At 44.3% G+C, this 22,537-nt stretch carries 38 protein-coding genes; 36 read left to right on the plus strand and 2 right to left on the minus strand.

Features of this window, described 5'->3' with window-relative positions:
* From rpsC to rpsI, 31 genes are all read left to right on the plus strand, one after another.
* Window positions 1-723: a 30S ribosomal protein S3 gene (gene rpsC / locus I2B62_RS15555; protein ID WP_195269979.1), complete on the plus strand. Its 723-nt coding sequence runs from the start codon at window positions 1-3 to the stop codon at window positions 721-723.
* Window positions 724-741: 18 nt separating this feature from the next.
* Complete coding sequence (gene rplP, locus I2B62_RS15560) at window positions 742-1,170, plus strand: 50S ribosomal protein L16 (protein ID WP_013382279.1); 429 nt, start codon at window positions 742-744, stop codon at window positions 1,168-1,170.
* Window positions 1,171-1,172: 2 nt separating this feature from the next.
* Entirely contained in the window at window positions 1,173-1,376 is a 204-nt protein-coding gene (gene rpmC / locus I2B62_RS15565; RefSeq protein ID WP_195269980.1) for a 50S ribosomal protein L29, read from the plus strand.
* Between the two features lie 18 nt (window positions 1,377-1,394).
* Window positions 1,395-1,649: a 30S ribosomal protein S17 gene (gene rpsQ / locus I2B62_RS15570; RefSeq protein WP_013382277.1), complete on the plus strand. Its 255-nt coding sequence runs from the start codon at window positions 1,395-1,397 to the stop codon at window positions 1,647-1,649.
* 29 nt (window positions 1,650-1,678) lie between these two features.
* The gene (gene rplN / locus I2B62_RS15575) at window positions 1,679-2,047 is read left to right on the plus strand and encodes a 50S ribosomal protein L14 (RefSeq protein ID WP_195269981.1); all 369 of its coding nucleotides are present in this window, start codon (window positions 1,679-1,681) and stop codon (window positions 2,045-2,047) included.
* Window positions 2,048-2,062: 15 nt separating this feature from the next.
* Window positions 2,063-2,389 carry a 50S ribosomal protein L24 gene (rplX, locus tag I2B62_RS15580; RefSeq protein WP_013382275.1) on the plus strand — a complete coding sequence of 109 codons (327 nt, stop codon included), beginning with the start codon at window positions 2,063-2,065 and terminating at the stop codon, window positions 2,387-2,389.
* A 20-nt stretch (window positions 2,390-2,409) separates the two neighbouring features.
* Window positions 2,410-2,949: a 50S ribosomal protein L5 gene (rplE, locus tag I2B62_RS15585; RefSeq protein ID WP_013382274.1), complete on the plus strand. Its 540-nt coding sequence runs from the start codon at window positions 2,410-2,412 to the stop codon at window positions 2,947-2,949.
* Window positions 2,950-2,963: 14 nt separating this feature from the next.
* Window positions 2,964-3,149, plus strand: coding sequence for a type Z 30S ribosomal protein S14 (locus tag I2B62_RS15590; protein ID WP_013382273.1), 186 nt, complete (start codon window positions 2,964-2,966; stop codon window positions 3,147-3,149).
* 35 nt (window positions 3,150-3,184) lie between these two features.
* The gene (gene rpsH, locus I2B62_RS15595) at window positions 3,185-3,583 is read left to right on the plus strand and encodes a 30S ribosomal protein S8 (RefSeq protein WP_013382272.1); all 399 of its coding nucleotides are present in this window, start codon (window positions 3,185-3,187) and stop codon (window positions 3,581-3,583) included.
* A gap of 24 nt (window positions 3,584-3,607) precedes the next feature.
* On the plus strand, window positions 3,608-4,141 hold the full coding sequence (rplF, locus tag I2B62_RS15600; RefSeq protein WP_195269982.1) for a 50S ribosomal protein L6: 534 nt from the start codon (window positions 3,608-3,610) through the stop codon (window positions 4,139-4,141).
* A gap of 46 nt (window positions 4,142-4,187) precedes the next feature.
* The gene (gene rplR, locus I2B62_RS15605; RefSeq protein WP_195269983.1) at window positions 4,188-4,556 is read left to right on the plus strand and encodes a 50S ribosomal protein L18; all 369 of its coding nucleotides are present in this window, start codon (window positions 4,188-4,190) and stop codon (window positions 4,554-4,556) included.
* Window positions 4,557-4,573: 17 nt separating this feature from the next.
* Window positions 4,574-5,080 (plus strand): 30S ribosomal protein S5, encoded by a 507-nt coding sequence (rpsE, locus tag I2B62_RS15610; protein ID WP_038354266.1) that lies wholly within the window; start codon window positions 4,574-4,576, stop codon window positions 5,078-5,080.
* A 12-nt stretch (window positions 5,081-5,092) separates the two neighbouring features.
* Window positions 5,093-5,275: a 50S ribosomal protein L30 gene (gene rpmD / locus I2B62_RS15615; protein WP_013382268.1), complete on the plus strand. Its 183-nt coding sequence runs from the start codon at window positions 5,093-5,095 to the stop codon at window positions 5,273-5,275.
* 10 nt (window positions 5,276-5,285) lie between these two features.
* A complete protein-coding gene (gene rplO / locus I2B62_RS15620) occupies window positions 5,286-5,729 on the plus strand; it encodes a 50S ribosomal protein L15 (protein WP_195269984.1) in 444 nt (147 codons plus the stop codon).
* On the plus strand, window positions 5,730-6,989 hold the full coding sequence (gene secY, locus I2B62_RS15625) for a preprotein translocase subunit SecY (protein ID WP_195269985.1): 1,260 nt from the start codon (window positions 5,730-5,732) through the stop codon (window positions 6,987-6,989).
* 19 nt (window positions 6,990-7,008) lie between these two features.
* Window positions 7,009-7,659 (plus strand): adenylate kinase, encoded by a 651-nt coding sequence (locus I2B62_RS15630; RefSeq protein ID WP_195269986.1) that lies wholly within the window; start codon window positions 7,009-7,011, stop codon window positions 7,657-7,659.
* A gap of 1 nt (window position 7,660) precedes the next feature.
* Window positions 7,661-8,410, plus strand: coding sequence for a type I methionyl aminopeptidase (map, locus tag I2B62_RS15635; RefSeq protein WP_195269987.1), 750 nt, complete (start codon window positions 7,661-7,663; stop codon window positions 8,408-8,410).
* Window positions 8,411-8,421: 11 nt separating this feature from the next.
* Window positions 8,422-8,718 (plus strand): KOW domain-containing RNA-binding protein, encoded by a 297-nt coding sequence (locus tag I2B62_RS15640; RefSeq protein WP_038354277.1) that lies wholly within the window; start codon window positions 8,422-8,424, stop codon window positions 8,716-8,718.
* A gap of 3 nt (window positions 8,719-8,721) precedes the next feature.
* Window positions 8,722-8,949, plus strand: a complete 228-nt coding sequence (infA, locus tag I2B62_RS15645) for a translation initiation factor IF-1 (protein ID WP_013382262.1) — start codon at window positions 8,722-8,724, stop codon at window positions 8,947-8,949.
* A gap of 15 nt (window positions 8,950-8,964) precedes the next feature.
* Entirely contained in the window at window positions 8,965-9,078 is a 114-nt protein-coding gene (rpmJ, locus tag I2B62_RS15650; RefSeq protein ID WP_013382261.1) for a 50S ribosomal protein L36, read from the plus strand.
* Window positions 9,079-9,267: 189 nt separating this feature from the next.
* Window positions 9,268-9,636: a 30S ribosomal protein S13 gene (gene rpsM / locus I2B62_RS15655; protein WP_013382260.1), complete on the plus strand. Its 369-nt coding sequence runs from the start codon at window positions 9,268-9,270 to the stop codon at window positions 9,634-9,636.
* Window positions 9,637-9,644: 8 nt separating this feature from the next.
* Window positions 9,645-10,040 carry a 30S ribosomal protein S11 gene (gene rpsK / locus I2B62_RS15660; RefSeq protein ID WP_333519749.1) on the plus strand — a complete coding sequence of 132 codons (396 nt, stop codon included), beginning with the start codon at window positions 9,645-9,647 and terminating at the stop codon, window positions 10,038-10,040.
* A 20-nt stretch (window positions 10,041-10,060) separates the two neighbouring features.
* Window positions 10,061-10,690, plus strand: coding sequence for a 30S ribosomal protein S4 (gene rpsD / locus I2B62_RS15665; protein WP_038354261.1), 630 nt, complete (start codon window positions 10,061-10,063; stop codon window positions 10,688-10,690).
* Between the two features lie 103 nt (window positions 10,691-10,793).
* A complete protein-coding gene (locus tag I2B62_RS15670) occupies window positions 10,794-11,753 on the plus strand; it encodes a DNA-directed RNA polymerase subunit alpha (RefSeq protein ID WP_013382257.1) in 960 nt (319 codons plus the stop codon).
* Window positions 11,754-11,760: 7 nt separating this feature from the next.
* Window positions 11,761-12,102 (plus strand): 50S ribosomal protein L17, encoded by a 342-nt coding sequence (gene rplQ, locus I2B62_RS15675; RefSeq protein WP_013382256.1) that lies wholly within the window; start codon window positions 11,761-11,763, stop codon window positions 12,100-12,102.
* Between the two features lie 128 nt (window positions 12,103-12,230).
* Window positions 12,231-13,067 carry an energy-coupling factor transporter ATPase gene (locus tag I2B62_RS15680; protein WP_243259554.1) on the plus strand — a complete coding sequence of 279 codons (837 nt, stop codon included), beginning with the start codon at window positions 12,231-12,233 and terminating at the stop codon, window positions 13,065-13,067.
* Window positions 13,058-13,924 carry an energy-coupling factor transporter ATPase gene (locus tag I2B62_RS15685; RefSeq protein WP_195269989.1) on the plus strand — a complete coding sequence of 289 codons (867 nt, stop codon included), beginning with the start codon at window positions 13,058-13,060 and terminating at the stop codon, window positions 13,922-13,924. The genes I2B62_RS15680 and I2B62_RS15685 overlap by 10 nt, the downstream gene beginning before the upstream one ends.
* A complete protein-coding gene (locus I2B62_RS15690) occupies window positions 13,917-14,738 on the plus strand; it encodes an energy-coupling factor transporter transmembrane component T (protein ID WP_195269990.1) in 822 nt (273 codons plus the stop codon). Before I2B62_RS15685 ends, I2B62_RS15690 begins: the two co-directional genes overlap by 8 nt.
* Window positions 14,739-15,060: 322 nt before the next feature.
* Window positions 15,061-15,795 carry a tRNA pseudouridine(38-40) synthase TruA gene (gene truA / locus I2B62_RS15695; RefSeq protein WP_195269991.1) on the plus strand — a complete coding sequence of 245 codons (735 nt, stop codon included), beginning with the start codon at window positions 15,061-15,063 and terminating at the stop codon, window positions 15,793-15,795.
* A 225-nt stretch (window positions 15,796-16,020) separates the two neighbouring features.
* Window positions 16,021-16,437: a 50S ribosomal protein L13 gene (gene rplM, locus I2B62_RS15700; RefSeq protein WP_333519748.1), complete on the plus strand. Its 417-nt coding sequence runs from the start codon at window positions 16,021-16,023 to the stop codon at window positions 16,435-16,437.
* A gap of 24 nt (window positions 16,438-16,461) precedes the next feature.
* A complete protein-coding gene (rpsI, locus tag I2B62_RS15705) occupies window positions 16,462-16,854 on the plus strand; it encodes a 30S ribosomal protein S9 (protein WP_195269992.1) in 393 nt (130 codons plus the stop codon).
* Between the two features lie 200 nt (window positions 16,855-17,054).
* On the opposite strand, the gene I2B62_RS15710 is transcribed toward rpsI, so the two are convergent.
* Both I2B62_RS15710 and I2B62_RS15715 read right to left on the minus strand, forming a co-directional pair.
* Window positions 17,055-18,110 (minus strand): site-specific integrase, encoded by a 1,056-nt coding sequence (locus tag I2B62_RS15710; protein WP_195269993.1) that lies wholly within the window; start codon window positions 18,108-18,110, stop codon window positions 17,055-17,057.
* Between the two features lie 65 nt (window positions 18,111-18,175).
* The gene (locus I2B62_RS15715; protein ID WP_074618093.1) at window positions 18,176-18,712 is read right to left on the minus strand and encodes a helix-turn-helix transcriptional regulator; all 537 of its coding nucleotides are present in this window, start codon (window positions 18,710-18,712) and stop codon (window positions 18,176-18,178) included.
* A 213-nt stretch (window positions 18,713-18,925) separates the two neighbouring features.
* Between I2B62_RS15715 and I2B62_RS15720 the strand changes: the two genes are divergently transcribed.
* The 5 genes from I2B62_RS15720 to I2B62_RS15740 all read left to right on the plus strand — a co-directional run bounded on the left by I2B62_RS15720 (window position 18,926) and on the right by I2B62_RS15740 (window position 22,269).
* Window positions 18,926-19,120 (plus strand): helix-turn-helix transcriptional regulator, encoded by a 195-nt coding sequence (locus tag I2B62_RS15720; RefSeq protein WP_013381103.1) that lies wholly within the window; start codon window positions 18,926-18,928, stop codon window positions 19,118-19,120.
* A gap of 7 nt (window positions 19,121-19,127) precedes the next feature.
* Window positions 19,128-19,364, plus strand: a complete 237-nt coding sequence (locus I2B62_RS15725; protein ID WP_013381102.1) for a hypothetical protein — start codon at window positions 19,128-19,130, stop codon at window positions 19,362-19,364.
* On the plus strand, window positions 19,364-20,392 hold the full coding sequence (locus tag I2B62_RS15730) for an AAA family ATPase (protein WP_195269994.1): 1,029 nt from the start codon (window positions 19,364-19,366) through the stop codon (window positions 20,390-20,392). The genes I2B62_RS15725 and I2B62_RS15730 overlap by 1 nt, the downstream gene beginning before the upstream one ends.
* Window positions 20,393-20,615: 223 nt before the next feature.
* Window positions 20,616-20,957, plus strand: coding sequence for a hypothetical protein (locus tag I2B62_RS15735; protein ID WP_195269995.1), 342 nt, complete (start codon window positions 20,616-20,618; stop codon window positions 20,955-20,957).
* Window positions 20,905-22,269 (plus strand): relaxase/mobilization nuclease domain-containing protein, encoded by a 1,365-nt coding sequence (locus I2B62_RS15740; protein WP_195269996.1) that lies wholly within the window; start codon window positions 20,905-20,907, stop codon window positions 22,267-22,269. The genes I2B62_RS15735 and I2B62_RS15740 overlap by 53 nt, the downstream gene beginning before the upstream one ends.
* Window positions 22,270-22,537 lie beyond the last annotated feature (268 nt).

The following is a 22,537-nucleotide window of genomic DNA, read 5'->3' on the forward strand; positions in this document are numbered from 1 at the left end:
TTGGGTCAAAAAGTTAATGCACACGGCTTACGTGTGGGCGTGATTAAAGACTGGAATGCAAAATGGTATGCAAATGACAGAGATTTTGCAGATTGCTTAATTGAAGATCACGATATTCGTAAATACATCAAGGCCAGCCAATTCCAGGCGGGCATTTCCAAAATCGTTATCGAACGTTTCGGTAACAAGATTAAAATCCACATTCATACCGCAAAACCCGGCATGATCATCGGCAAGGGCGGTGCAGGTATTGAAGCGCTGAGATTAGAACTTGAAAAAATGACTGGCAAAACAGTCTTTATCAATATTGTAGAAGTTAAGAACATTGATATGGATGCTCAGCTGATCGCTGAAAACATTGCAGGCCAGTTAGAAAGAAGAATTTCTTTCCGTCGTGCAATGAAGCAGTGCATGCAGCGCACCATGCGCGCAGGCGCTAAGGGCATCAAAACCATGGTTGCCGGCCGCCTGAACGGTGCTGAAATGGCCCGTACAGAAGGCTACGCCCAGGGGAATGTACCGATGCAGACCTTACGTGCGAACATCGATTACGGTTTCGCCGAAGCCGACACCACTTATGGTAAAATCGGGATCAAGGTCTGGGTCAACAAAGGTGAAATCTTAACAGGACGTGAAAACATCTTAGCCGTCAGCGAGGAAGAAGATTCCAGAGGCAAAAGAAACAATAACCGTCGTAAAGCTCCCAGAAAAGAAGCAAACTAAGAGAGGAGGACATACAATATGTTAATGCCGAAACGTGTTAAACGTAGAAGAGTACATAGAGGTCGTATGAAAGGCCAGGCTACCCGCGGTAACAAGATCACCTATGGTGATTACGCGATTCAGGCCTTAGAACCAGCATGGATCACAGCCAATCAGATTGAAGCTGCCCGTGTTGCCATGACCAGATATATTAAAAGAGGTGGTAAGGTTTGGATCAAGATTTTCCCGGACAAGCCGGTTACTGCCAAACCAGCCGAAACGCGTATGGGTTCCGGTAAAGGGGCTCCAGAATACTGGGTGGCCGTTGTTAAACCAGGCCGCGTATTATTCGAAATCTCAGGTATTCCTGAAGATGTCGCGCGAGAAGCGATGCGTCTTGCTCAGCACAAGCTGCCGATCAAAACCAAGTTTATCACTCGTGCAGCACAGGAAGAAGTGGGTGAATAAATATGAAAGCAAATGAATTAAGAGAATTAACAAACGTAGAATTAGAAGGCAAGCTTGGAGATTTAAAGGAAGAATTATTCAACCTGCGTTTCCAGCACGCTACCGGACAATTGGAAAACCCGATGCGGATTAAAGAAGTAAAGAAAACATACGCACGTATCAAGACGATTATGCAGGAACGCTCCGCAAAATCGGCTGAAGCGTAAAAACTGGAGGTTTAGCTGATGGAACGTAATGATAGAAAAACCCGAGTTGGTCGCGTAGTCAGTGACAAAATGGACAAAACCATTGTTGTTGCAGTAGAAACTTTTGTAAAACATCCTCTTTACAAGAAAAGAGTTAAGAATACAGTTAAGTTTAAGGCGCATGATGAAAATAACGAATGTGGCATTGGCGATACCGTTAAAATCATGGAAACAAGACCACTTAGTAAAGATAAACGCTGGAGATTAGTTGAAATAGTAGAAAAGGCATTATAAGATATAGTGCCCGGAAGGAGGTATTTCGGATGATTCAACAAGAAAGTAGATTGAAAGTTGCTGATAATACCGGTGCAAAGGAATTGTTATGCATCCGAGTTCTCGGTGGTTCAGGAAGACGTTATGCCAACATTGGCGACGTGATTGTCTGCTCTGTAAAAAGCGCAGCTCCTGGCGGAGACGTTAAAAAAGGTGACGTTGTAAAAGCGGTTGTTGTTCGCTCAAAGCGCGGTGTACGCCGTGATGACGGAAGCTATATCAAATTTGACCAGAACGCAGCTGTTTTGATAAAAGATGATAAAAATCCAAGAGGCACCCGTATCTTCGGACCTGTTGCGAGAGAGTTAAGAGACAAGAAGTATATGAAAATTGTATCTTTGGCTCCTGAAGTACTTTAATTAGGAGGTGACCATATGGCTAACAAGATGCATGTAAAAAAAGATGATATTGTCCAGGTAATTTCTGGTAAAGATAAAGGCAAAACCGGTAAGGTTTTAGCCGCTTTCCCTGACGAAGGAAAAGTTCGTGTCGAAGGTGTCAACATTCTGACCAAGCATAAAAAACCATCCCAGGCAATGCAGCAGGGTGGCATTATCCGTGAAGAAGGCAAAATCGACGCTTCTAACGTATTGTTAAACTGTGACAAATGCGGCCGCGGCGTGCGCACCGGCGTTCAGATCACAGAAGATGGTAAAAAAGTAAGAGTCTGCAAGAAATGCGGACAGGTTCTCGATAACTAATCTGGGGAAGGAGGCACATTATGGCAAGAATGCAAGATAAGTATCTCAACGAAGTCGTACCGGCTTTAAAAGAGAAATTTCAGTATAAAAATGTAATGGAAGTTCCTAAACTGGAAAAGGTTGTAATCAACATGGGTTTAGGGGACTGCAAAGATAATTCAAAGGCTCTGGAAGCTGCGGTTATTGACTTAGGCATCATCGCCGGTCAGCGGCCGGTCGTTACCAAGGCTAAAAAATCAGTTGCAAACTTTAAGGTAAGAGAAGGACAGAATGTCGGTGCTAAAGTGACCTTAAGAAGCGACAGAATGTATGAATTCTGCGACAAGCTGTTTAACATCGCTCTCCCACGCGTAAGAGACTTCAGAGGTTTATCCAACAAGTCTTTTGACGGCAGAGGCAACTACGCATTCGGTATCAAGGAACAGTTAATCTTCCCTGAAATTGACTACGATAAGGTAGAACAGATCAGAGGGATGGACATTATGTTCGTAACCACGGCTAAAACCGACGAGGAAGCGCACGAACTGCTCAGCTTACTCGGCTTACCGTATGCTAAATAAGGAGGCTCGTTACAATGGCTAAAAAAGCAATGAAAGAAAAACAGCAGAAAAAACAAAAATATTCGTCACGTGAATACAACCGTTGTCGGATTTGCGGGAGACCACATGCTTACTTAAGAAAGTTTGGTATCTGCAGAATTTGTTTTAGAGAATTGGCTTATAAGGGAGAAATTCCTGGTGTTCGTAAAGCCAGCTGGTAAGTACGGCTTACACAAACGAAAAGGAGGCACTAAGCATGACAATGACTGATCCAATTGCAGATATGCTGACAAGAATCAGAAATGCAAACAATGCAGGTCACAAAACTGTAGAAATGCCGGCTTCCAAAGAAAAGAAAGCGATCGCTGAAATTCTTTTGGAAGAAGGTTATATCAATAAAGTAGATTTCATTGATGATGACAAACAGGGCATTATCAAAATCACACTTAAATACGGCGAAAACAAGAGCAAGGTTATTGCGGGTTTAAAGAGAATCTCTAAACCGGGCCTGCGTGTTTATGCTGGGAACAATGAAATCCCAAAAGTATTAAACGGACTGGGTGTAGCGATTATCTCTACATCTAAGGGCGTTTTAACCGATAAAGAAGCTAGAAGAGCCGGCGTAGGCGGCGAAGTAATCTGTTACGTCTGGTAACAAATTAACAGGAGGTATACGAAAATGTCAAGAATCGGTAAAGCTCCAGTTGCCATTCCCGCTGGTGTCGAAATCAAATTAGATGGACATACCTTAACTGTAAAAGGGCCTAAAGGTCAACTGGTTAGAGAGTTCCATCCGGATATGATTATCGAAATTGAAGAGAACGAAGTGATCGTTAAAAGACCAACTGAAAGTAAAGAACACAAGTCCTTACACGGTTTAACCCGTGCGTTGATCGCCAACATGGTAACCGGCGTCAGCAATGGATTTGAAAAAGTCCTTGAAATCAGTGGTGTTGGTTACAGAGCTGAAAAGAAAGGCAACAAACTGGTGATGAACCTCGGTTATTCTCATCCTGTCGAAATGGAAGATCCCGAAGGCGTCGAAACCGTTTGTGATGGACAGACGAAAGTAATTGTCAAAGGCATCAGCAAGGAAGCCGTTGGCGCACACGCTGCCAATATCCGTGCGAAGAGATTGCCTGAACCTTACAAGGGACATGGTGTTAAGTACGCGGACGAACATATCCGTCGTAAAGTTGGTAAAACTGGTTAATCATTAACGGCTATGCCCAACAGGTAAGAAAAAGGAGTGAATCTGAATGATTAAAAAAATCAATAAAAACGAATTACGTTTGAGAAAACATTTAAGAGTCCGTAAAAAAATCTCCGGAACAAATGAAAGACCTCGCCTGAACGTATTCAGAAGCAATAAAAATATGTACGCACAGATCATTGATGATGCCAAAGGTGTCACCTTGGTTTCTGCTTCCACCCTTGACAAAGATCTGAGAGACCAGATCGAAAAAGGTGGCGGAAAAGCCGCTGCAAAGATGGTCGGCGAAGCCATTGCCAAAAAAGCACTGGCAGCGGGCATTGAAGATGTCGTATTTGACCGTGGCGGTTATATCTACACTGGAAGAGTAAAAGAATTAGCAGACGGCGCGCGTGAAGCCGGATTAAAATTCTAAGTAAAGGAGGTCGCTTGATGCAGAGTAATAAAATTGATCCGAACACATTGGATTTACAGGAAAGAGTTGTTACCATCAACCGTGTAACCAAGGTTGTAAAAGGTGGTCGTAACTTTAGATTCAGTTGTTTAGTGATTGTTGGAGACGGAAACGGCTATGTGGGTGTCGGCAAAGGGAAAGCAATGGAAATTCCTGACGCGATCCGCAAGGGCATCGAATCCGCCAAAAAATCATTAATCAAAGTACCACTTGTTGGAACAACCATTCCGCATTTAGTACAGGGCGAAGACGGCGCCGGCAAAGTGCTCTTAAAACCTGCCGGACCTGGTACCGGTGTTATCGCCGGCGGCGCTGTTCGTGCTGTATGCGAATTGGCCGGAATTAAAGATATCAGAACGAAATCTTTAGGAACTAATAATGCCCGCAATATGGTCAACGCTACAATGGAAGGGTTAGCACGTTTAACCACTCTCGAAGAAGTAGCAGCCAAACGCGGCAAAACACCTGAAGAAATTTTAGGTTAGGAGGCGTTCATCGTGGCGAAACAATTAAAAATCACACTTAAGAAAAGCATCATCGGTCGCAATCAGAGACAGCGTAAGACGATTGAAGCCCTGGGTCTTAAGAAAATCGGACAGACCGTTGTTCATGATGACACCCCTCAGATTCGCGGCATGATCCACAAGACGGATTTCATGCTCGACGTTGAAGAAGTATAGGAGGTGTACGATGAGATTACATACCTTAAGACCTGCAGAAGGCTCTAAGAAAGATACCAAGCGTAAAGGCCGCGGTACCGCAACCGGACAGGGTAAAACTGCCGGCAGAGGACAGGACGGCCAAAAATCACGTTCAGGCGGCGGCGTACGTCCGGGCTTTGAAGGTGGTCAGATGCCATTGGCAAGAAGACTGCCAAAACGTGGTTTCTCAAACTACCGTTTCAAAAAAGAATATGCCATCGTCAATGTTGGTGAATTAAACGCTTTTGAAGAAAATACGGTAGTAACACCCGAGTTATTATTAGAATATGGTTTCATTCGCAAATTAAAAGCTGGTGTAAAAATTTTGGGCGAAGGGGATTTAGAAAAAACTTTAACCGTTAAAGTCAATAAAGTCAGCAAATCTGCTGAAGAAAAAATCCTTGCCCGAGGAGGAAAGGTAGAGGTGATTTAGATGATTTCTACTTTGAAGGATGCATGGAGAATACCGGATTTACGACGCAAGATGATCTATACGATCGCCTTGCTGTTCGTCTATCGTCTGGGTTCTTTTATTCCCGTCCCTTACATTGACACCGCGCAGCTTGCGAACCTTGTTAATGATGGCGGAATTTTTGGATTGTTTAACATCATTTCGGGGGGGAACTTTGGTAATTTTACGATTTTTGCCATGAGCATCACCCCTTATATCAATGCATCCATCATCATGAATCTTCTAGCATTTGCCATACCAGCATTAGAAAGATTACAAAAAGAAGGCGAAGAAGGACGTAAAAAAATTGCCCAGTACACCCGTTACCTGACCATTGTGCTGGCAATTATTCAAGCCTTGGGGATGAGTTTATCCTATGGTGGACTTTTAACCGAAAAGACAGCCTTTACCATTTTCGTTGTTGTGCTCTGTATTACATCAGGAACGACCTTCCTGATGTTCTTAGGCGAACAGATCACAGAAAACGGCATCGGCAACGGGATTTCACTGATCATCTTTATCAGTATCATCTCCAGAATTCCAAGTGCGATCGTACAGATTTATGAATATGTACAGGTCGGAACCATGTCCATCGTTGCGGTTATTTTACTTGTGATCGGGATCATCATCGCAACGGTTGCCGTTGTGGCCGTTACCGAAGGACAGCGTAAAATACCCGTACAGTATGCAAAAAGAGTGGTCGGACGTAAAATGTACGGCGGACAGAGCACCCATATTCCGCTCCGCGTGAATATGGCAGGCGTTATCCCCATCATTTTCGCCAGTTCCTTAACCCTCTTCCCGGCAACTTTAGCACAGTTTTTCCCGAACTCCGGCTTCTCAGCCTGGATTTCGAAATACTTTGCCTGGGGCGCACCGGTAACAACCATTATTTATATCGTTTTAATTGTAGCATTCACCTATTTCTATACTGCTGTTACCTTCAATCCATTCGATATTGCAGATAACATCAAGAAACAGGGTGGTTATGTGCCCGGTATACGGCCTGGTAAACCGACGGTTGAGTATTTATCCCGTATCATGAACCGCCTGACCCTGTTCGGTGGGATTTTCCTTGCGCTGATTGCGATCATTCCAATCATCATCGGAAATTTCATGGGCGGCGTCAGTCTGCAGTTCGGTGGTACCAGCCTGCTGATCATCGTCGGTGTTGCGCTGGAAACAGTTAAACAAATCGAGTCAGAAATGACCATGCGGAATTATCAAGGATTTTTAAAATAGTAAAAACGGAGATAAGAAAATGAGAGTTGTATTATTAGGACCTCCGGGTGCTGGAAAAGGTACACAGGCAAAGGGCATCGCGAATGCCTACGCCATTCCTCATATTTCCACTGGAGATCTTTTCAGAGAAAATTTAAAAAATAAAACACCGCTCGGAGTCAAGGCACAGTCCTATATGGACGCCGGGAAACTGGTGCCGGACGAACTTGTCATCGCATTGGTAGAAGACCGGATCGAAAGAGACGATTGTAAAAATGGTTACCTGCTCGACGGTTTCCCAAGAACCGTAGCACAGGCAGAAGCACTGAAAGCATTTAACGAAAAAATGGGTCATCCCCTGGACTTCGCTGTGAACATTTCCGTTCCCTCCGACATCCTGGTCGACCGGATTACCGAAAGACGCAGCTGTCCGGCCTGTGGCGCGACCTACCATGTCCGCTACAACGCTCCAAAGACAGAAGGGATTTGCGACAATGACGGCACAGCCTTAATCCAGAGAGATGACGATAAACCGGAAACGGTAAAAACCCGTATTGACGTATACGAAGCAGAATCCGCTCCTTTAGTAGGCTATTACGACAAGCTGGGTAAACTGGTGACCATTGACGGTACCCAGTCTCCTGCAGAAGTTGCAGAAGCGATCAAAGTTGCGCTTGGTGGTGCCCGGTAATATGATTACCATAAAATCACAAAATGAGATTGAAGCGATGCGGTGCGCCGGCAGAATTGTTGCCGAATGCCACGAGCTCATTCAATCAAAAATAAAGCCGGGTATGACAACCCTGGATCTGGACCGGATTGCTGAAAAGTTTATCCGGGAACAGGGTGCGTACCCAACCTTCCTGGGATACCAGGGCTTCCCAAATTCCATTTGTGCTTCCGTTAACGAGGAAGTGGTTCACGGCATTCCCGGGAACCGCCGCTTGAAGGAAGGAGACATTATCGCCGTGGATCTCGGCGCCACGCTTGACGGCTATGTCGGCGACGCGGCCAGAACCCATGGGGTCGGTAAAATCTCCGAGGAGGCGCAAAAACTCATTGATGTAACCAGAGAGTCCTTCTTTAAAGGCATCGCGTATGCCCGGGAGGGTTACCGCCTGTCAGACATCTCCCATGCGATACAAGAAGTTGTGGAAGCAAACGGGTTCTCTGTGGTAAGGGACTATGTGGGACACGGCATCGGACGCGAAATGCACGAAGATCCGCCCATTCCAAACTACGGTAAACCCGGTCACGGGCCTAGATTACGCCAGGGAATGTGCCTTGCCATTGAGCCAATGGTCGATGTGGGTACTTACAACGTAAAACTTTTAGCAAACGACTGGACCGTTGTGACTGCGGATGGTTCCTTATCCGCTCACTATGAAAATACAATTTACATTACAGGCAAAGAAGCGCCTGAGATACTCACGATGCTTTAAGGGTAATGAAGATGGATGATTTAAAAGTGGGACAGATTGTCCGGCCATTAGCCGGACGGGATAAAGGCCAGGTCATGGTTGTCTACGAGATTCTGGATCAGAACTACGTAACGATCTGTGATGGAAAGCTTAGAAAAGTAAGTAACCCTAAAAAGAAAAAGGTCAGGCACCTGGCAAAGACAAACCAGATCGTCACAATATTGCATGAGAAATTGAAAAACGGTGATAAAGTAAACAATGCCGAAATCAGAAAATGTCTTGAACCATTTTTAGGCGAGATTGATGACGGTAAAAGTGAGGAGGTTTGATCAATGGGCAAAAAAGACGTGATTGAAGTCGAAGGTAAAGTGATTGAGGCTTTACCAAATACGATTTTTTTAGTAGAATTAGAGAATGGGCATCAGATAACGGCGCATATTTCAGGAAAATTAAGAATGAACTACATTCGGATTTTACCTGGAGACAAAGTTATGTTAGAATTGTCCCCATATGATTTGACCCGTGGGCGTATCGTATGGCGGGGAAAAGGCAGATCATAAAGGAGGAAACAAACAATGAAAGTAAGACCATCAGTAAAACCGATTTGCGAAAAATGCAAAATCATTAAGAGAAACGGTCGTGTAATGGTAATTTGTGAAAATCCTAAACACAAACAGAAACAGGGTTAAGCAAACCCTTTGGACTAAAACAAGCGTGCGGCCGCGGCAATTAATCCGCACGTATGATATAGAGGCACAGGCCTGATTGCATAACCCACAAGGGGCCTGTCGAACATGGGACTAGGAAAAATAAGCAAGGAATCCGGGGTTCCAGGTCATCATACACATGACCAATAAATTTTAGGAGGTACTAACCATATGGCAAGAATTGCCGGCGTCGATTTACCCAGAGATAAAAGGGTAGAAGTAGGCTTAACCTACATTTATGGAATTGGTCGTCCCACTTCCAATAAGATTTTAAAAGAGTTAAACATTAACCCTGATACCAGAGTTAAAGACTTAACTGAAAATGAAGTTAACGCATTAAGAAACATTCTCGATGAAAAATACACCGTAGAAGGTGATTTACGCCGAGAAGTTAATTTAAATATTAAACGACTGATCGAAATTGGTTCCTACAGAGGTTTAAGACACCGTAGAGGTTTACCTGTCCGTGGACAGAAAACCAAAACCAATGCCCGCACACGCAAAGGTCCGAAGAAAACAGTCGGAAGAAAGAGCAAATAGGAGGTTGAATCATGGCTAAGAAAGTTATCCGTTCTAAGAAAAGAAAAATCAAAAAGAATATTGAACGCGGCCAGGCCCACATTCAATCTTCATTCAATAACACCATTGTGACCATCACTGACACTGCCGGAAACGCCTTATCTTGGGCAAGTGCCGGAGAATTAGGTTTCAGAGGTTCCAGAAAAAGCACACCTTTCGCAGCTCAGATGGCTGCTGAACAGGCGGCAAAGCTCGCAATGGAACACGGTTTAAAGAGTGTTGAAGTAATGGTCAAAGGACCAGGTTCAGGTCGTGAAGCAGCGATTCGTGCCCTACAGGCAGCGGGCCTTGAAATTACCCTCATCCGAGACGTAACCCCAATCCCGCACAATGGCTGTCGTCCACCTAAACGCAGAAGAGTCTAATAGGAGGTGTAAAGAATAGTATGGCAAGATATACAGAAGCATCATGCCGTCAGTGCAGACGTGAAGGCATGAAATTATACTTAAAGGGTGAAAGATGTTATTCTACAAACAAATGCGCGTTTGAAAGAAGACCGACACCACCAGGACAGCACGGTAAAAGACGGACAAAATTATCTGAATACGGCTTACAGTTACGTGAAAAACAGAAAGTTAAAAGAATCTATGGCGTTCTTGAAAAACAGTTCGCACATTATTTTGATTTAGCTGAAAAACAGAAAGGGATCACTGGTTCCAACCTGTTAGAAATCCTGGAAACCCGTCTGGACAATGTTGTTTACCGTCTTGGCCTGGCAACATCCAGAAAAGAAGCCCGTCAGCTGGTACAGCACGCTCATTTCCTGATTAACGGCAAAAAGGTCAACGTACCTTCTTACCTGGTTAAGGAAGGCGATACCATCGAAGTAAAGGCAAAAAGCAAAAAATCACCTAAATTTAAAGAAATTCTTGAAGCAACTGAAAACAGAGCTGTCGCTCCTTGGTTATCAGCAGATTTAGATACTTTAAGCGGAAAAGTTATCGGAAGACCGACAAGAGAAGATATTGATGTTGAAATTGCTGAACATCTAATCGTCGAATTGTATTCTAAGTAATAGGATAAAATGACAATGAGACATTCGCCGGCGCTCTGCGCCGGTATGCGTAACCCTCACGTTATGGAACTGAAAAATTTAAATTTAGGAGGGTCAAGATTAAATGATCGAATTTGAAAAACCAATTATCGAAATCGTTGAAAAATCAGAAGATGAAACCTACGGCAAGTTTGTCGTCGAACCCTTGGAAAGAGGCTATGGTACAACCTTAGGCAACAGCTTAAGACGGATCATGCTTTCCTCCCTCCCGGGCGTTGCCGTTACTTCCGTTAAAATAGACGGTGTTCTTCATGAGTTCTCAACCATTCCCGGCGTACGGGAAGACGTTGTGGAAATCCTGCTGAACATGAAAGGTCTGGCTGCTGAAATCTTCTCAGACGAACCGAAGACCGTCCGTATCGAAGCAGAAGGCGAAGGCGAGATCACCGCTGGTGATATCATTACCGACGCTGATGTGGAAATCTTAAACCCCGACATGCACATCGCAACCCTGGCAAAGGGCGCAACCCTGAACATGGAAATGCGTCTGGAAAAGGGCCGCGGCTATGTCGCTTCTGATAAAAATAAATACCCGGGTATGCCAATCGGCACTTTGCCGGTTGACTCCATTTTCTCACCAATCCGTAAGGTCAACTTTCTGGTGGAAAATACCCGTGTCGGTCAGATAACCGATTTTGACAAGCTGACCCTGGAAGTGTGGACCGATGGGACCACCACGCCAGAAGAAGCCCTGTCATTATCAGCAAAAGTACTGAATGAACATTTGAATCTTTTCATTGATTTAACCGACCACGCAAACAGTGTCGAAATCATGGTAGAAAAAGAAGAAAATGAAAAAGAACGCATCCGTGAAATGTCCATCGAAGAGCTGGAATTATCCGTGCGCTCAAGCAATTGCCTGAGAAGGGCAAATATTGATACCGTTGAAAAATTAACTCAGAAAACCGAAGAGGACATGATCAAGGTGCGTAACCTTGGCCGTAAGTCCTTAAATGAAATCAAGCATAAACTGGCTGAAATCGGGTTATCGCTGAGTCAAGAAGACGAAAAGACAAAGGAGTGATAGAATAATGGCTGGATACAGAAAATTAGGCCGCCCAACCGATCAAAGAAGAGCAATGCTCAGAAATCTGACCACTTCACTTTTAGAGCACGGTAGAATCGAAACAACCGTTACCCGCGCAAAAGAAGTAAAAAGAATGGCAGATAAAATGGTCACCTTGGGTAAAAGAGGCGACTTACATGCCAGAAGACAGGCGTTAGCATACATCACTAAAGATGATGTAGTCAAAAGCCTGTTCGATGAAATTGCACCTAAATACGCCGAAAGACAGGGTGGATACACACGCATCTACCGTGTTGGACCACGCAGAGGCGACGGTGCTGAAATGGCAGTAATTGAATTAGTATAACAAAGAATGGGATTAAGCCTTGCGCAAGGTTTAATCCCTTTTGACGATTTAGTCAGAAATTTCAGAATTCCATAGAAAGTTGAGTGGGAGCATAAAGCATGCCCTGCATTAAACAGAAAGAGAAACTCATGGAAAAAATTATCGAGGTTAAAAACCTGATCTATGAATACCCCAAAACCAATGAAAATGAAAGCACCATCGCGCTGCAAGGCGTCGATTTTAGTATAGAACGCGGGGAGTTCGTGGGGATTATCGGCCATAACGGCTCCGGTAAATCCACCCTGTCAAAGCTCCTCAACGCCATCATTCAGCCCACCGGCGGCGACGTCGTGGTCAACGGGATGAACACAAAGGACCCCGAACACATCTGGGACATCCGCCAGACCGCCGGCATGGTTTTTCAGAATCCTGACAACCAGCTGGTCGCCACCATCGTCGAGGAGGACGTGGCCTTTGGACCGGAAAATCTGGGCATACCGCCGGAGGAAATCCGCAGGCGCGTGGACGAGGCACTCGGCACCGTCGCCATGGAAGCCTACCGCCGGCAAAAGCCCCATCAGCTGTCCGGCGGACAGAAGCAGCGGATCGCCATTGCCGGTATCCTGGCCATGGAACCCGACTGCATCATTTTTGATGAGCCCACTGCCATGCTCGACCCCTCCGGCCGGAAAGAGGTTATGCGGACCATCAAAAAACTGAACCAGGAAAAGAAAATGACCGTGCTGCACATCACCCACTATATGAATGAGCTCATCGACGCAGACCGGATCATTGTACTCGATAAAGGCAGAATCGTCATGCAGGGCCGGCCCAAGGAAATCTTCCGTCAGGTGGATAAGCTGAAGGAGATCGGCCTTGACGTCCCTCAGATGACCGAGCTGGCACATGGTTTGCGCCAGTCAGGCTACGATATTCCCGACGATATTCTGCATATCGAAGAAATGGTGAGTGCCCTATGCCACTAGAAATACAACATTTAGACCATACCTACTCGGAAGGCTCCCCCTTTGAGTTCAAAGCGCTGAAGGACATTAACCTGAACATTGAGGACGGAGAGTTTATCGGTCTGATCGGCCATACCGGCTCCGGAAAATCCACCCTGATCCAGCACCTCAACGGGCTGCTTCAGCCCACTGGCGGCACGGTTTTATTTAACGGGGCAGACATCTTTGCCGAAAAGAAGGAAGCCCTGATCCAGATCCGCCATAAAATCGGTCTGGTTTTCCAGTATCCCGAGCACCAGCTGTTCGAGGAGACCGTGGAAAAGGACGTGTCCTTCGGCCCCAAAAACCTGGGGCTGGATGAGGAAGAAATCAGCCGTCGGGTCAAGCACGCCATTAAAATGGTTGGCCTGAACTACGAAAAGGTCAAGGATAAATCGCCCTTTGAGCTGTCCGGCGGACAGATGCGCCGCGTAGCCATTGCCGGTGTGCTGGCCATGGACCCCGACGTGCTCATTCTGGACGAACCCACCGCGGGCCTGGACCCCAGCGGGCGGGACGAGATCCTGAACCAGATCAAGACCCTGCATGAGAAAAAGAAAATCACCGTTATCCTCGTGTCCCACAGCATGGAGGACGTGGGCAAGCTGGTGGATAAAATCATCGTCATGCACGCCGGAGAGGTTGTCTTTTTCGACACGCCGGCCAGGGTTTTTACCCAGATCGACACCCTTGAGTCCATTGGGCTAGCCGTGCCGGAGGTCACCTACCTCATGCGTGAGCTTAAGAAAAAATATCCGGATATCCGGGAGGATATCTTTACCGTCGAAGCCGCAAGGCAGGAGATCGAGCGGGTTGTGGGGAGGGAACGTCATGTTTAAAGATATTACCATTGGCCAGTACTATCCCACCGATTCCATCATCCACCGCCTGGACCCACGCACCAAGATCATTTTTACCTTTGCCTACATTGTCATGCTCTTTGTGGTCAATAACCTGTGGGGCTATATCGCGGCCTTCGCGCTGCTGGTCGGCATTATCATCGCCTCCAGAATCCCGCTTTCCTACATTGTGCGCGGGGTCAAGGGGCTGATCTTTATTATCCTGCTGACTGTTATCCTTAACCTGTTTATGACACCGGGGACTGAAATCGCCAGCCTGGGACCACTGCGCATTACCATGGAAGGGGTAAAGGTCGCGGTTTTTATGGCCATGCGTCTGATCTTCCTGGTGGTGGGCACCAGCATCATGACTCTGACCACCTCGCCCATTGATCTGACCGACGGCATGGAGTTCTGCATGAAGGGCATTCCCTTTGTGCGCCGCTATGCCCATGAGCTGGCCATGATGATGTCCATCGCGCTCCGGTTTATCCCGACCCTGATGGAAGAAACCGACCGGATCATGAAAGCCCAGAAGGCCAGAGGCGCCAACTTTGAGACCGGCAATATCATTTCACGGGCCAAAGCCCTGATCCCCATATTGGTGCCGCTGTTCATCAGCGCCTTCAGACGGGCCGACGAGCTGGCAACCGCCATGGAAGCACGGTGCTACCGGGGCGGCGAGAACCGTACCCGCATGAACCAGCTGCGGTTTGCCAAGCGTGACGGCTGGGCCTTTGTGGTCATGTTTATCATGATCGCTGTCTTTATTCTGTCACGGTTTATCACCATACCGCTGATTTTCCCAGCGTGAGCGTAAAAAACATGGAGGACCGGTAAAAGCTGCCGGTCCTCAGATAATCAAAGAAGTGGAGCCGCCTGAGACTGCGCCTTTTATCCAGATAAGAAAAAGGTCCAGGCGCTGTGGATAACGGCCAGGAATCGTGCCGTTTTATCGAAGCCGCCGGACATCTGTGAGATAAAGCGTCAGCTTTAGTGAAGAAAGATAGCGTTGAGCGTGTGGTGCCCGCAGGACGCTTTTATCTGCCTTAGGTAAAAGGCTTCGTCTCTCAGATTTTTGACACTCGAAGGACCGGTAAAAGCTGCCGGTCCCGATTTATTTAAGGAAGCATACCATGAAAAATATCCAGATGATCATCGCCTACAAAGGCACCCGATACGCCGGATGGCAGCGCCAGCCGAACGCTCTCGCCGTCGAGCAGGTTCTGACAGACGCCATCGAAGCCGTGACCCGGGAGAAGATCACCCTTTACGGCTCGGGCCGTACCGACGCCGGCGTCCACGCCCTCGGGCAAAGTGCCAACTTCCATACCGAAAGCCGGGTGCCGCCTGAGCGCTTCGCGGCCGCCATCAATACCAAGCTGCCGGAGGACATCCGGGTGCTGTCAAGCTGTGAGGTCCCAGAAGGCTTTCACAGCCGCTATTCGGCGCGCGGTAAGGTTTATACCTACCAGATTTGTTTAAATCCGGTTTTAAGCCCTTTTTACGCCGAATACAGCTGGCATATCCAATATCCTGTGGATGTTTCCAGCATGAAGGCAGCGTCAGCGGCTTTTTTGGGCGAGCACGACTTCCGCGGGTTTATGGCGGCGGGCAGCAGTGTCAGGGGAACCGTCCGCACGGTCCGCGCCATCGCCTTTGAACAGGAGGGGGACTTACTGCGCGTGACCTATACCGGCAACGGCTTTCTGTACAACATGGTCCGGATCATGACCGGCACTCTGGCGGAAATCGGCATGGGCAGGCTGGAGGCAGCTGCGCTGCCGGAGATCATCGCTTCCTGCGACCGAAAACAGGCAGGAATCACGGCACCGCCCCAGGGGCTTTTTCTGCGGGAAGTGCTGTATTGAAAAAACATCAAAAAAGCCGGAAAATTAAGCAAAAAAGAATTGACACGCCAGGTGAGATGTAATAGAATATAGCGTGGACGTTATTGTATCACTAGCCCCGATACATTGATAAACGTGTTCCGGTAACCCCACTTTTACTGGAAAGACACTATAGATTAACACAGAATAACCGAGTTTTTTAGAAGAATGAAGGAGGAGCTTGAGATGAATTCAAACGCAACAAAAATGCCAAAATCTCATGAAATAGAGCGTAAATGGTACGTTGTTGACGCCGAAGGAAAAGTATTAGGCCGTCTGGCAACTGAAGTAGCCAATATTTTAAGAGGAAAGAACAAACCATATTTTGCACCACACGTAGACTGCGGTGACTTTGTGATCATTATCAATGCAGACAAAATTGTCTTAACGGGTAACAAATTAGATCAGAAATTATACAAAACCTATTCCGGACATCCAGGCGGATTAAAGGAAGTAACATACAGAAAATTCTTAGCAGACAAGCCAGAATTACTGGTGACCAAAGCCGTTAAAGGCATGGTTCCCCACAACAAGCTGGGCAGCCAGATCATGACCAAATTAAAGGTTTATGCCGGCAACGAACATCCGCATGCTGCGCAGCAGCCAGAAGCTTTAGAAATTTAATGCTAAGAAGGGAGAAAAAATAGAATGGCAAAAGTACAATATTTTGGAACAGGTAGAAGAAAAACCTCTGTCGCCAGAGTTCGTTTATTACCAGGCGAAGGTAAATTCGTCATCAATGGCCGCAATATCGATGAATACTTTGGTATGGAAACCTTAAAAGTGATCGCGAGACAGCCATTAACCTTAACAGGAACCACCGATACCTTTGACGTGATCGTCAACGTATACGGCGGCGGTTTCACCGGCCAGGCTGGTGCAATCCGTCATGGTATTGCAAGAGCCTTACTCGAAGCCGATGCCAACTTAAGACCAGAACTGAAAAAAGCCGGTTACTTAACCCGTGACCCAAGAATGACCGAAAGAAAGAAATACGGTCTCAAAAAAGCACGTCGTGCACCACAGTTCTCAAAGAGATAGATTTTATACTTTTTCGAGGAATTGTTTATGGCTGGGTTTTGTTGTAAAGGCCCGGAAATACAAGGTTTATAGAAGTTGTGAAAAGTTGTCAGTTGCATAGGATTTTTGGTGGTATGCAACACAAATGCAACAAGCATGCAACAGTAATATCTGATATTCAGGACATTTTCCAGGGCACCGTTCTTTGGAAAATGTCCTTTTTATATTTTATTGATGGCATCGACCAGTTCTTGAGGATCAAAATGTGTGTACACTTTTTCACTCAAAGACATTGCACCGGAGTGTCCCACAATTTTCTTTATAATTGTTTCATTGACATTCGCTGCGGCCAGAAGTGAAATGCAGGTATGCCTGCAGCAGTGAGGTGTCTGATCCCAATGGAAATTGTCCATAATGGGCTTGAAATAACTGTCATAGTAATTTCGATATTTAAATTGCTTACCATCCTCAGTATGAATAAGGTAAGGGCATTCAGGGTGATCTTCATACCACCATTGATAAAATGGAAAGACTTTTTCAGCAATAGGCACCTTGCGAATGCCATTTTCCGTTTTTGAGTCTATAACATCAAAGAAACGTTTTTCAAGGTTAACATCTTCTTTTTTTAAATTCAAAAATTCTGATATTCTTGCGCCATTATAAATAAGCATAAGAATAATTTGATAGTATCGATCATTCTCTAAATCCCAGAGGGTTTTAATCTGCTCATCACTAAACTTCTTGCGATTAAACTGGTTGGGATTTTTATCTTTATACTGCAAAATATCGACAAATTGTGAGTAATCTTTGTTGCAGATTTCATTCATTAAAGCATAGTCATAAAGCTGATTGAACAAAACTTTTAATTTTCTCAGAGTTGGATAATTCTTTCCACAACTATCAATAATATATTGCAAATCGACCAGTTTAATTTCTTTAAAGATTTTGTTATGCAAAGTGCCGCATAGCTTGTAAGAGGCATTGTAGCCCTTAATATTTGAATCAGAACAGGTTGAAAACTTCTTTTCAGACCATTTTTTAAAAACTTCCTCAAAGGTTATCTTTGAAGCGTTGATATCATAGGGATTTTTATTATAGTCTGCCAACATTTGAAGGCCATCCGCTTTTGTGGGAGCATAACCGATAATGACATATTCCTGTTTTTTCTTTTTTGTAACCTCATCAATTTTCCATCCGACCGTTTTTCGGACAATGTACGGCTTTCGGCGCTTGCCGGAGAGTTTGACGACACTGCCGTAACCATTTGGTAACCTCATACATACCATTCCTTTCATAATAAATTTTATGTTATAGGATAAGAGTCCTGATAACAGCCTTGGGTTTATTCATCATGATTATCGGATTTATCCGTTAAAAGTGAATCTGAATAATAAGCTAGTTTTTTCTCTTGCCATTCAGTATAGCTTTTTTTAGAAATCCAGTCAGTTTCTAAGAGATCGCGATGATTTTCGTAGTCTTCTAAAATTAGACAAATGGAAGAATTATATTTATGCTCTTTGTCCTGCCCGTCAAAAACAATTGAGCAACTCCATTCACCATCTTCTTTTGGCTTTTTTATGTCAAGATCAAAATGTACTTCTTGTTTGTCATCTAACTGAAACAAAAAATTGATTAAATCGGCAACACATGTGACTTCAATATTACTTGTTGAATAGTAACCTAATAGATGGGCAGGGCTCGTTTTTAAAACTTTGGCAATATCATTGATTGTTGCAATGTTGAGCTCAATTTCACCGCTTTCATATTTTTGAACCGTCCGTAATGACTTGTTGAGGGCATCGGCGAGATCTGTTTGGCTCAGTTTCATTAATTTTCGAGATTCCTTAATACGCGCTCCAATTTCTTGAGATTTGCACATTTTCTTAATCCTTTCTTAAATAAATGTATTTTGAGACAATCTAAAGGTCTTTAAATGTAAAGTGATCACTTTACATTTATATTAACACAAAGAAAAACGAATTTCAAGTACATATTATGAAATTAAAATACATAATTATATTGACTTGGCCTAATGATGTGTATTATAATTTCTTTATACGAACTAGAGTGCATATAAATAAGGAGGATAAACATGCAGATCGATTTAATGAAGTTTCAGATTTTAATGGCCCAGAAAAATTTTAATATTTCTAAATTGGCAGAAGAGAGTAATGTTTCCAGACAGACGATTTCATGTATTAAAGCAGGGAAAAGCTGTACACCCATTATAGTGTGTAAACTGGCGAAAGCTCTTGACGTTGAGATGGAAGAAATTTTAAAGGAGTGAGGGAAAAATGTTAGATTATCAGAAATTATATGTGGAATTACCCAAATTTAAAGGACGAAACGTTCCGATCACAGAGATTGCAAAAGCTATGGGTAAGGATGCTCAGTATATTCGCGTCGGATTACAGCAGGGAATTTTCAAATTTGGTTATGCTTTTAAGCTTAAGGATTCATCCGAATATAATTATTATTGCCCTGACCGTAAGGTGTGGGAGGAAACAGGCTATTTTAACGAGGAGGGATAATGTTGGATGAGAAACGATCAGGCGCCAATTTGAAAGATTCACAGGAACTTAAGCTTGTGCAACTATCTGAGATAGAGGCAGAGGAAGTCGAATGGCTTTGGTATCCTTTTATTCCTTTTGGGAAAATCACATTATTACAGGGTGATCCGGGATGTGGCAAAACATTTCTTATTTTAAAGTTAATCGCATTATTGACACGCGGTTTGTCTTTACCGGAATGCAAGGGGGAGCCTCTGCCCCCTTTTAATGTGATTTATCAAACCGCAGAAGATGGGATTGCAGATACAATTAAACCCCGACTGGAACAGGCAGGGGCAGATTGTGAGAAGGTGTTTGTGATTGATGAAAGCAAAAATCCACTTTCATTTGTTGATGCGCGGATTGAACAGGCAATTATTCAACAGAAGGCCCGCCTTTTAATTCTGGACCCCTTACAAGCATATCTCGGTGAGATGGTTGATATGAATCAGTCCAATAAAGTTCGACCGCAGTTTGCAAGACTAGCAGGTATTGCAGAGCGGACAGGCTGTTCAATTATTTTAATCGGCCATCTTAATAAAAAAGAAGGCACTAAAGATTTATATCGTGCACTCGGTTCAATTGACATTGCGGCTGCGGTTCGTAGTGTCCTGCTGGTTACAGAGGCAATGGAAAATAGAGGGCGTAAAGTTATGTTACAGTTTAAAAATAATTTAGCGCCGATGTGTCCCGGAATAGAATTTGAACTTGGAGAAGCAGTACACTTTTTGGGCTATACAGATATTCCAACAGATACTTTTTTGAAAGGAATGGAAAAGCTTCAAGAAAAATCACAAGCAGAAAAATTTAATAAAGCGCTTAAACGGATTCCAGAAATTTTATCCGAGCAGGCAGATTTAAGAATGCCATCTACTGAAATAATTCAAAGACTAGTTGATGAAGGGATCGGGAAACGAACCGCAGATAAAGCCAAGAAAGAATTAAATGTTCTATCTGTCAAAGAGGATAATATCTGGTATTGGTATCTGGATCATCCAGCAGAAAGTTAAGGATGCAAGGTTGTACGCTTCTATATAAATGCAATCTTGAAATACTCTGTTTAAGATTGCATTTTGTAAAGAGTGTGCAATCTTGCATCCTTTTCCAGAGATACAAAGAAAAAAGAAGCAGCCAAATGTCATAGGGTGTAACAAGCATTGGCTTTGTGTTGCCACGCCGCCGAAACAGGGGGCAAAGCCCCCTGCAACCCCCAGTTCATGAAAGGAGAAGCCCATGAGAAATCGAAGAGAAACCATTCAAATAAGAGTACGGGAAGATGAAAAAAATCAGATTATCACCAACAGCAAAAAGTGCGGATTAAGCGTTTCCGAATACCTGCGGATGCTGGCCAGAGGGTACGAACCGAAGCCGTTGCCCTCTTTCCAATATAGGGAATTGATGACCCTATTATACGATATTCAGAATGCTTTAGGCGATTATGACGCCCCAAAAGCCATCGCGGTCTTAGAAGAAACCCTGCTTGAAATGCATGCCGTTTTAGCCCCGGAAAGGAGAAAAAACAATGGCCATCACCAAAATCTGGCCCGTCAAGGACAGCTTGAACCGTGTCATTGAGTATGCCAAAAACGTTGATAAAACCGAAAATCCCGACTTTTTAAACTCCGATCTCTATCAGGTGCTGCACTACGCAGCCGATGAAAACAAGACCAAATTTGAACGACAATACTATGTAACCGGCATTAACTGCGCCGTCAAAACCGCCGGACAGCAGATGCAGATCACCAAAGAAAGGTTTGGCAAAACAGGTGGAATCCTGGCCCATCACGCCTGTCAAAGCTTCAGACCCGACGAGCTTACACCCAAAGAGTGCCACACAATCGGTGTCAAGCTCGCGCAAAAAATGTGGGGCGACAAGTATGAAGTGATCGTGAGCACCCACCTTAATACCAACTGCCTGCACAACCATTTCGTCATCAATTCCGTCTCTTTCCTTGACGGAAAGAAGTACAATGAACGCAAAGCAGAATACCAGCGGCTGCGGGATACCTCCGACGCTCTATGCCGAGAACAGCATCTGTCCGTGATTGAAAACCCCACAAAACGCAAACGGAGTCCGGGCCTTTACCAGGCAGAAAAACAGGGAGAGCCGACACGTTATGCCCTTTATCGTTCCGATATCGACGAAGCCATTGAACGCTCAATGACGATGAAAGAATTCTACGACTATCTGAGACAAAAAGGGTATCAGATTAAAGGGAAAATTGATTCCTGCGCGCTGAAGCTGCCACATTATCCACGCTTCACACGCTTTAAAACACTCGGAGAAGCCTACTCCGTGCTGCACATTCAAGATCAGATCTATAGACAAAGAGGGCCAGAAGTCCGGGAAAGAAGCAAAGAACCCATTTTATTCTTTGTACCCACACCAAAGAAATTACAGATCGAAGGCATACTGGGATTTGGAGAGGAGTACCGAAAACTTCGCAACCTTTACTTGTTTTTTTGCTACCAATTGGGGATCTATCCCAAAAACAAAGGACAGGTTTCCATGAGCCCTTATATCAAAGAAGAAGTCCGCCGCATGGAAGAAATATCCCAGCAGACCATCTTTTTGTGCAAAAATCAGATCGATACCTATGAACAGCTCAAAGAAAAACAGGAAGAAATTCAGACAGAGATGGATGATTTAATCAACAAAAGAAAGAAGCTTAACAACAAAATGCGGCGGGCAGAGCCAAAATCGAAAGAGCGATTTAGTCAGGAGAAAAAGGAATTGACGAAACAGATTTCAGGACTTCGTAAGGACTTGAAGTTGGCAATCGGCGTTGAAAAACGAGCATTAGATATGGTTGAGCAGCTTGAAACTACATTGATCGCTATGAATAAAGAGAAAGTGATTATTCATAAAAAAAAGAAATATCGATGATAAAATAAATTTAAGTAATTGGATTAAGATTCGACATATAAGTATAAAGTATTAAATACAAAATATTCATTGGAAATTTTTAGTTAGCTAAGAAACTTAAAAAATATATAGAAGAAAAAGAATAATGCCAATGAAACACTTAAGTTAAAGTCTTTGTTATGATTAAATTGTATTTTTATAGAAAATCACTAAACATAAAGTTCTTGACAAAAATAAGTATCTAATATAGAATTAAAGAAAATTAAATATATGTTTGTAGACGGATACA

Source organism: Eubacterium sp. 1001713B170207_170306_E7 (assembly GCF_015547515.1).
Lineage (GTDB): Bacteria > Bacillota > Clostridia > Eubacteriales > Eubacteriaceae > Eubacterium.

What these genes read in the sequence shown, in the direction of transcription:
- rpsM (WP_013382260.1), top strand. Translation starts at nt 9,268, where the DNA reads ATGGCAAGAATTGCCGGCGTCGATTTACCCAGAGATAAAAGGGTAGAA.
- rpsD (WP_038354261.1), top strand. Translation starts at nt 10,061, where the DNA reads ATGGCAAGATATACAGAAGCATCATGCCGTCAGTGCAGACGTGAAGGC.
- I2B62_RS15690 (WP_195269990.1), top strand. Translation starts at nt 13,917, where the DNA reads ATGTTTAAAGATATTACCATTGGCCAGTACTATCCCACCGATTCCATC.
- rplE (WP_013382274.1), top strand. Translation starts at nt 2,410, where the DNA reads ATGGCAAGAATGCAAGATAAGTATCTCAACGAAGTCGTACCGGCTTTA.
- rpsI (WP_195269992.1), top strand. Translation starts at nt 16,462, where the DNA reads ATGGCAAAAGTACAATATTTTGGAACAGGTAGAAGAAAAACCTCTGTC.
- I2B62_RS15710 (WP_195269993.1), bottom strand. Translation starts at nt 18,110, where the DNA reads ATGAGGTTACCAAATGGTTACGGCAGTGTCGTCAAACTCTCCGGCAAG.
- I2B62_RS15685 (WP_195269989.1), top strand. Translation starts at nt 13,058, where the DNA reads ATGCCACTAGAAATACAACATTTAGACCATACCTACTCGGAAGGCTCC.
- rpsH (WP_013382272.1), top strand. Translation starts at nt 3,185, where the DNA reads ATGACAATGACTGATCCAATTGCAGATATGCTGACAAGAATCAGAAAT.
- I2B62_RS15740 (WP_195269996.1), top strand. Translation starts at nt 20,905, where the DNA reads ATGGCCATCACCAAAATCTGGCCCGTCAAGGACAGCTTGAACCGTGTC.
- I2B62_RS15735 (WP_195269995.1), top strand. Translation starts at nt 20,616, where the DNA reads ATGAGAAATCGAAGAGAAACCATTCAAATAAGAGTACGGGAAGATGAA.
- I2B62_RS15720 (WP_013381103.1), top strand. Translation starts at nt 18,926, where the DNA reads ATGCAGATCGATTTAATGAAGTTTCAGATTTTAATGGCCCAGAAAAAT.
- infA (WP_013382262.1), top strand. Translation starts at nt 8,722, where the DNA reads ATGGGCAAAAAAGACGTGATTGAAGTCGAAGGTAAAGTGATTGAGGCT.
- rpsQ (WP_013382277.1), top strand. Translation starts at nt 1,395, where the DNA reads ATGGAACGTAATGATAGAAAAACCCGAGTTGGTCGCGTAGTCAGTGAC.
- secY (WP_195269985.1), top strand. Translation starts at nt 5,730, where the DNA reads ATGATTTCTACTTTGAAGGATGCATGGAGAATACCGGATTTACGACGC.
- rplX (WP_013382275.1), top strand. Translation starts at nt 2,063, where the DNA reads ATGGCTAACAAGATGCATGTAAAAAAAGATGATATTGTCCAGGTAATT.
- rpmJ (WP_013382261.1), top strand. Translation starts at nt 8,965, where the DNA reads ATGAAAGTAAGACCATCAGTAAAACCGATTTGCGAAAAATGCAAAATC.
- I2B62_RS15630 (WP_195269986.1), top strand. Translation starts at nt 7,009, where the DNA reads ATGAGAGTTGTATTATTAGGACCTCCGGGTGCTGGAAAAGGTACACAG.
- I2B62_RS15640 (WP_038354277.1), top strand. Translation starts at nt 8,422, where the DNA reads ATGGATGATTTAAAAGTGGGACAGATTGTCCGGCCATTAGCCGGACGG.
- rplF (WP_195269982.1), top strand. Translation starts at nt 3,608, where the DNA reads ATGTCAAGAATCGGTAAAGCTCCAGTTGCCATTCCCGCTGGTGTCGAA.
- I2B62_RS15590 (WP_013382273.1), top strand. Translation starts at nt 2,964, where the DNA reads ATGGCTAAAAAAGCAATGAAAGAAAAACAGCAGAAAAAACAAAAATAT.
- I2B62_RS15670 (WP_013382257.1), top strand. Translation starts at nt 10,794, where the DNA reads ATGATCGAATTTGAAAAACCAATTATCGAAATCGTTGAAAAATCAGAA.
- rplO (WP_195269984.1), top strand. Translation starts at nt 5,286, where the DNA reads ATGAGATTACATACCTTAAGACCTGCAGAAGGCTCTAAGAAAGATACC.
- I2B62_RS15680 (WP_243259554.1), top strand. Translation starts at nt 12,231, where the DNA reads ATGGAAAAAATTATCGAGGTTAAAAACCTGATCTATGAATACCCCAAA.
- truA (WP_195269991.1), top strand. Translation starts at nt 15,061, where the DNA reads ATGAAAAATATCCAGATGATCATCGCCTACAAAGGCACCCGATACGCC.
- rplN (WP_195269981.1), top strand. Translation starts at nt 1,679, where the DNA reads ATGATTCAACAAGAAAGTAGATTGAAAGTTGCTGATAATACCGGTGCA.
- rplQ (WP_013382256.1), top strand. Translation starts at nt 11,761, where the DNA reads ATGGCTGGATACAGAAAATTAGGCCGCCCAACCGATCAAAGAAGAGCA.
- I2B62_RS15715 (WP_074618093.1), bottom strand. Translation starts at nt 18,712, where the DNA reads ATGTGCAAATCTCAAGAAATTGGAGCGCGTATTAAGGAATCTCGAAAA.
- map (WP_195269987.1), top strand. Translation starts at nt 7,661, where the DNA reads ATGATTACCATAAAATCACAAAATGAGATTGAAGCGATGCGGTGCGCC.
- rpmC (WP_195269980.1), top strand. Translation starts at nt 1,173, where the DNA reads ATGAAAGCAAATGAATTAAGAGAATTAACAAACGTAGAATTAGAAGGC.
- rplM (WP_333519748.1), top strand. Translation starts at nt 16,021, where the DNA reads ATGCCAAAATCTCATGAAATAGAGCGTAAATGGTACGTTGTTGACGCC.
- I2B62_RS15730 (WP_195269994.1), top strand. Translation starts at nt 19,364, where the DNA reads ATGTTGGATGAGAAACGATCAGGCGCCAATTTGAAAGATTCACAGGAA.
- I2B62_RS15725 (WP_013381102.1), top strand. Translation starts at nt 19,128, where the DNA reads ATGTTAGATTATCAGAAATTATATGTGGAATTACCCAAATTTAAAGGA.
- rpsE (WP_038354266.1), top strand. Translation starts at nt 4,574, where the DNA reads ATGCAGAGTAATAAAATTGATCCGAACACATTGGATTTACAGGAAAGA.
- rplR (WP_195269983.1), top strand. Translation starts at nt 4,188, where the DNA reads ATGATTAAAAAAATCAATAAAAACGAATTACGTTTGAGAAAACATTTA.
- rplP (WP_013382279.1), top strand. Translation starts at nt 742, where the DNA reads ATGTTAATGCCGAAACGTGTTAAACGTAGAAGAGTACATAGAGGTCGT.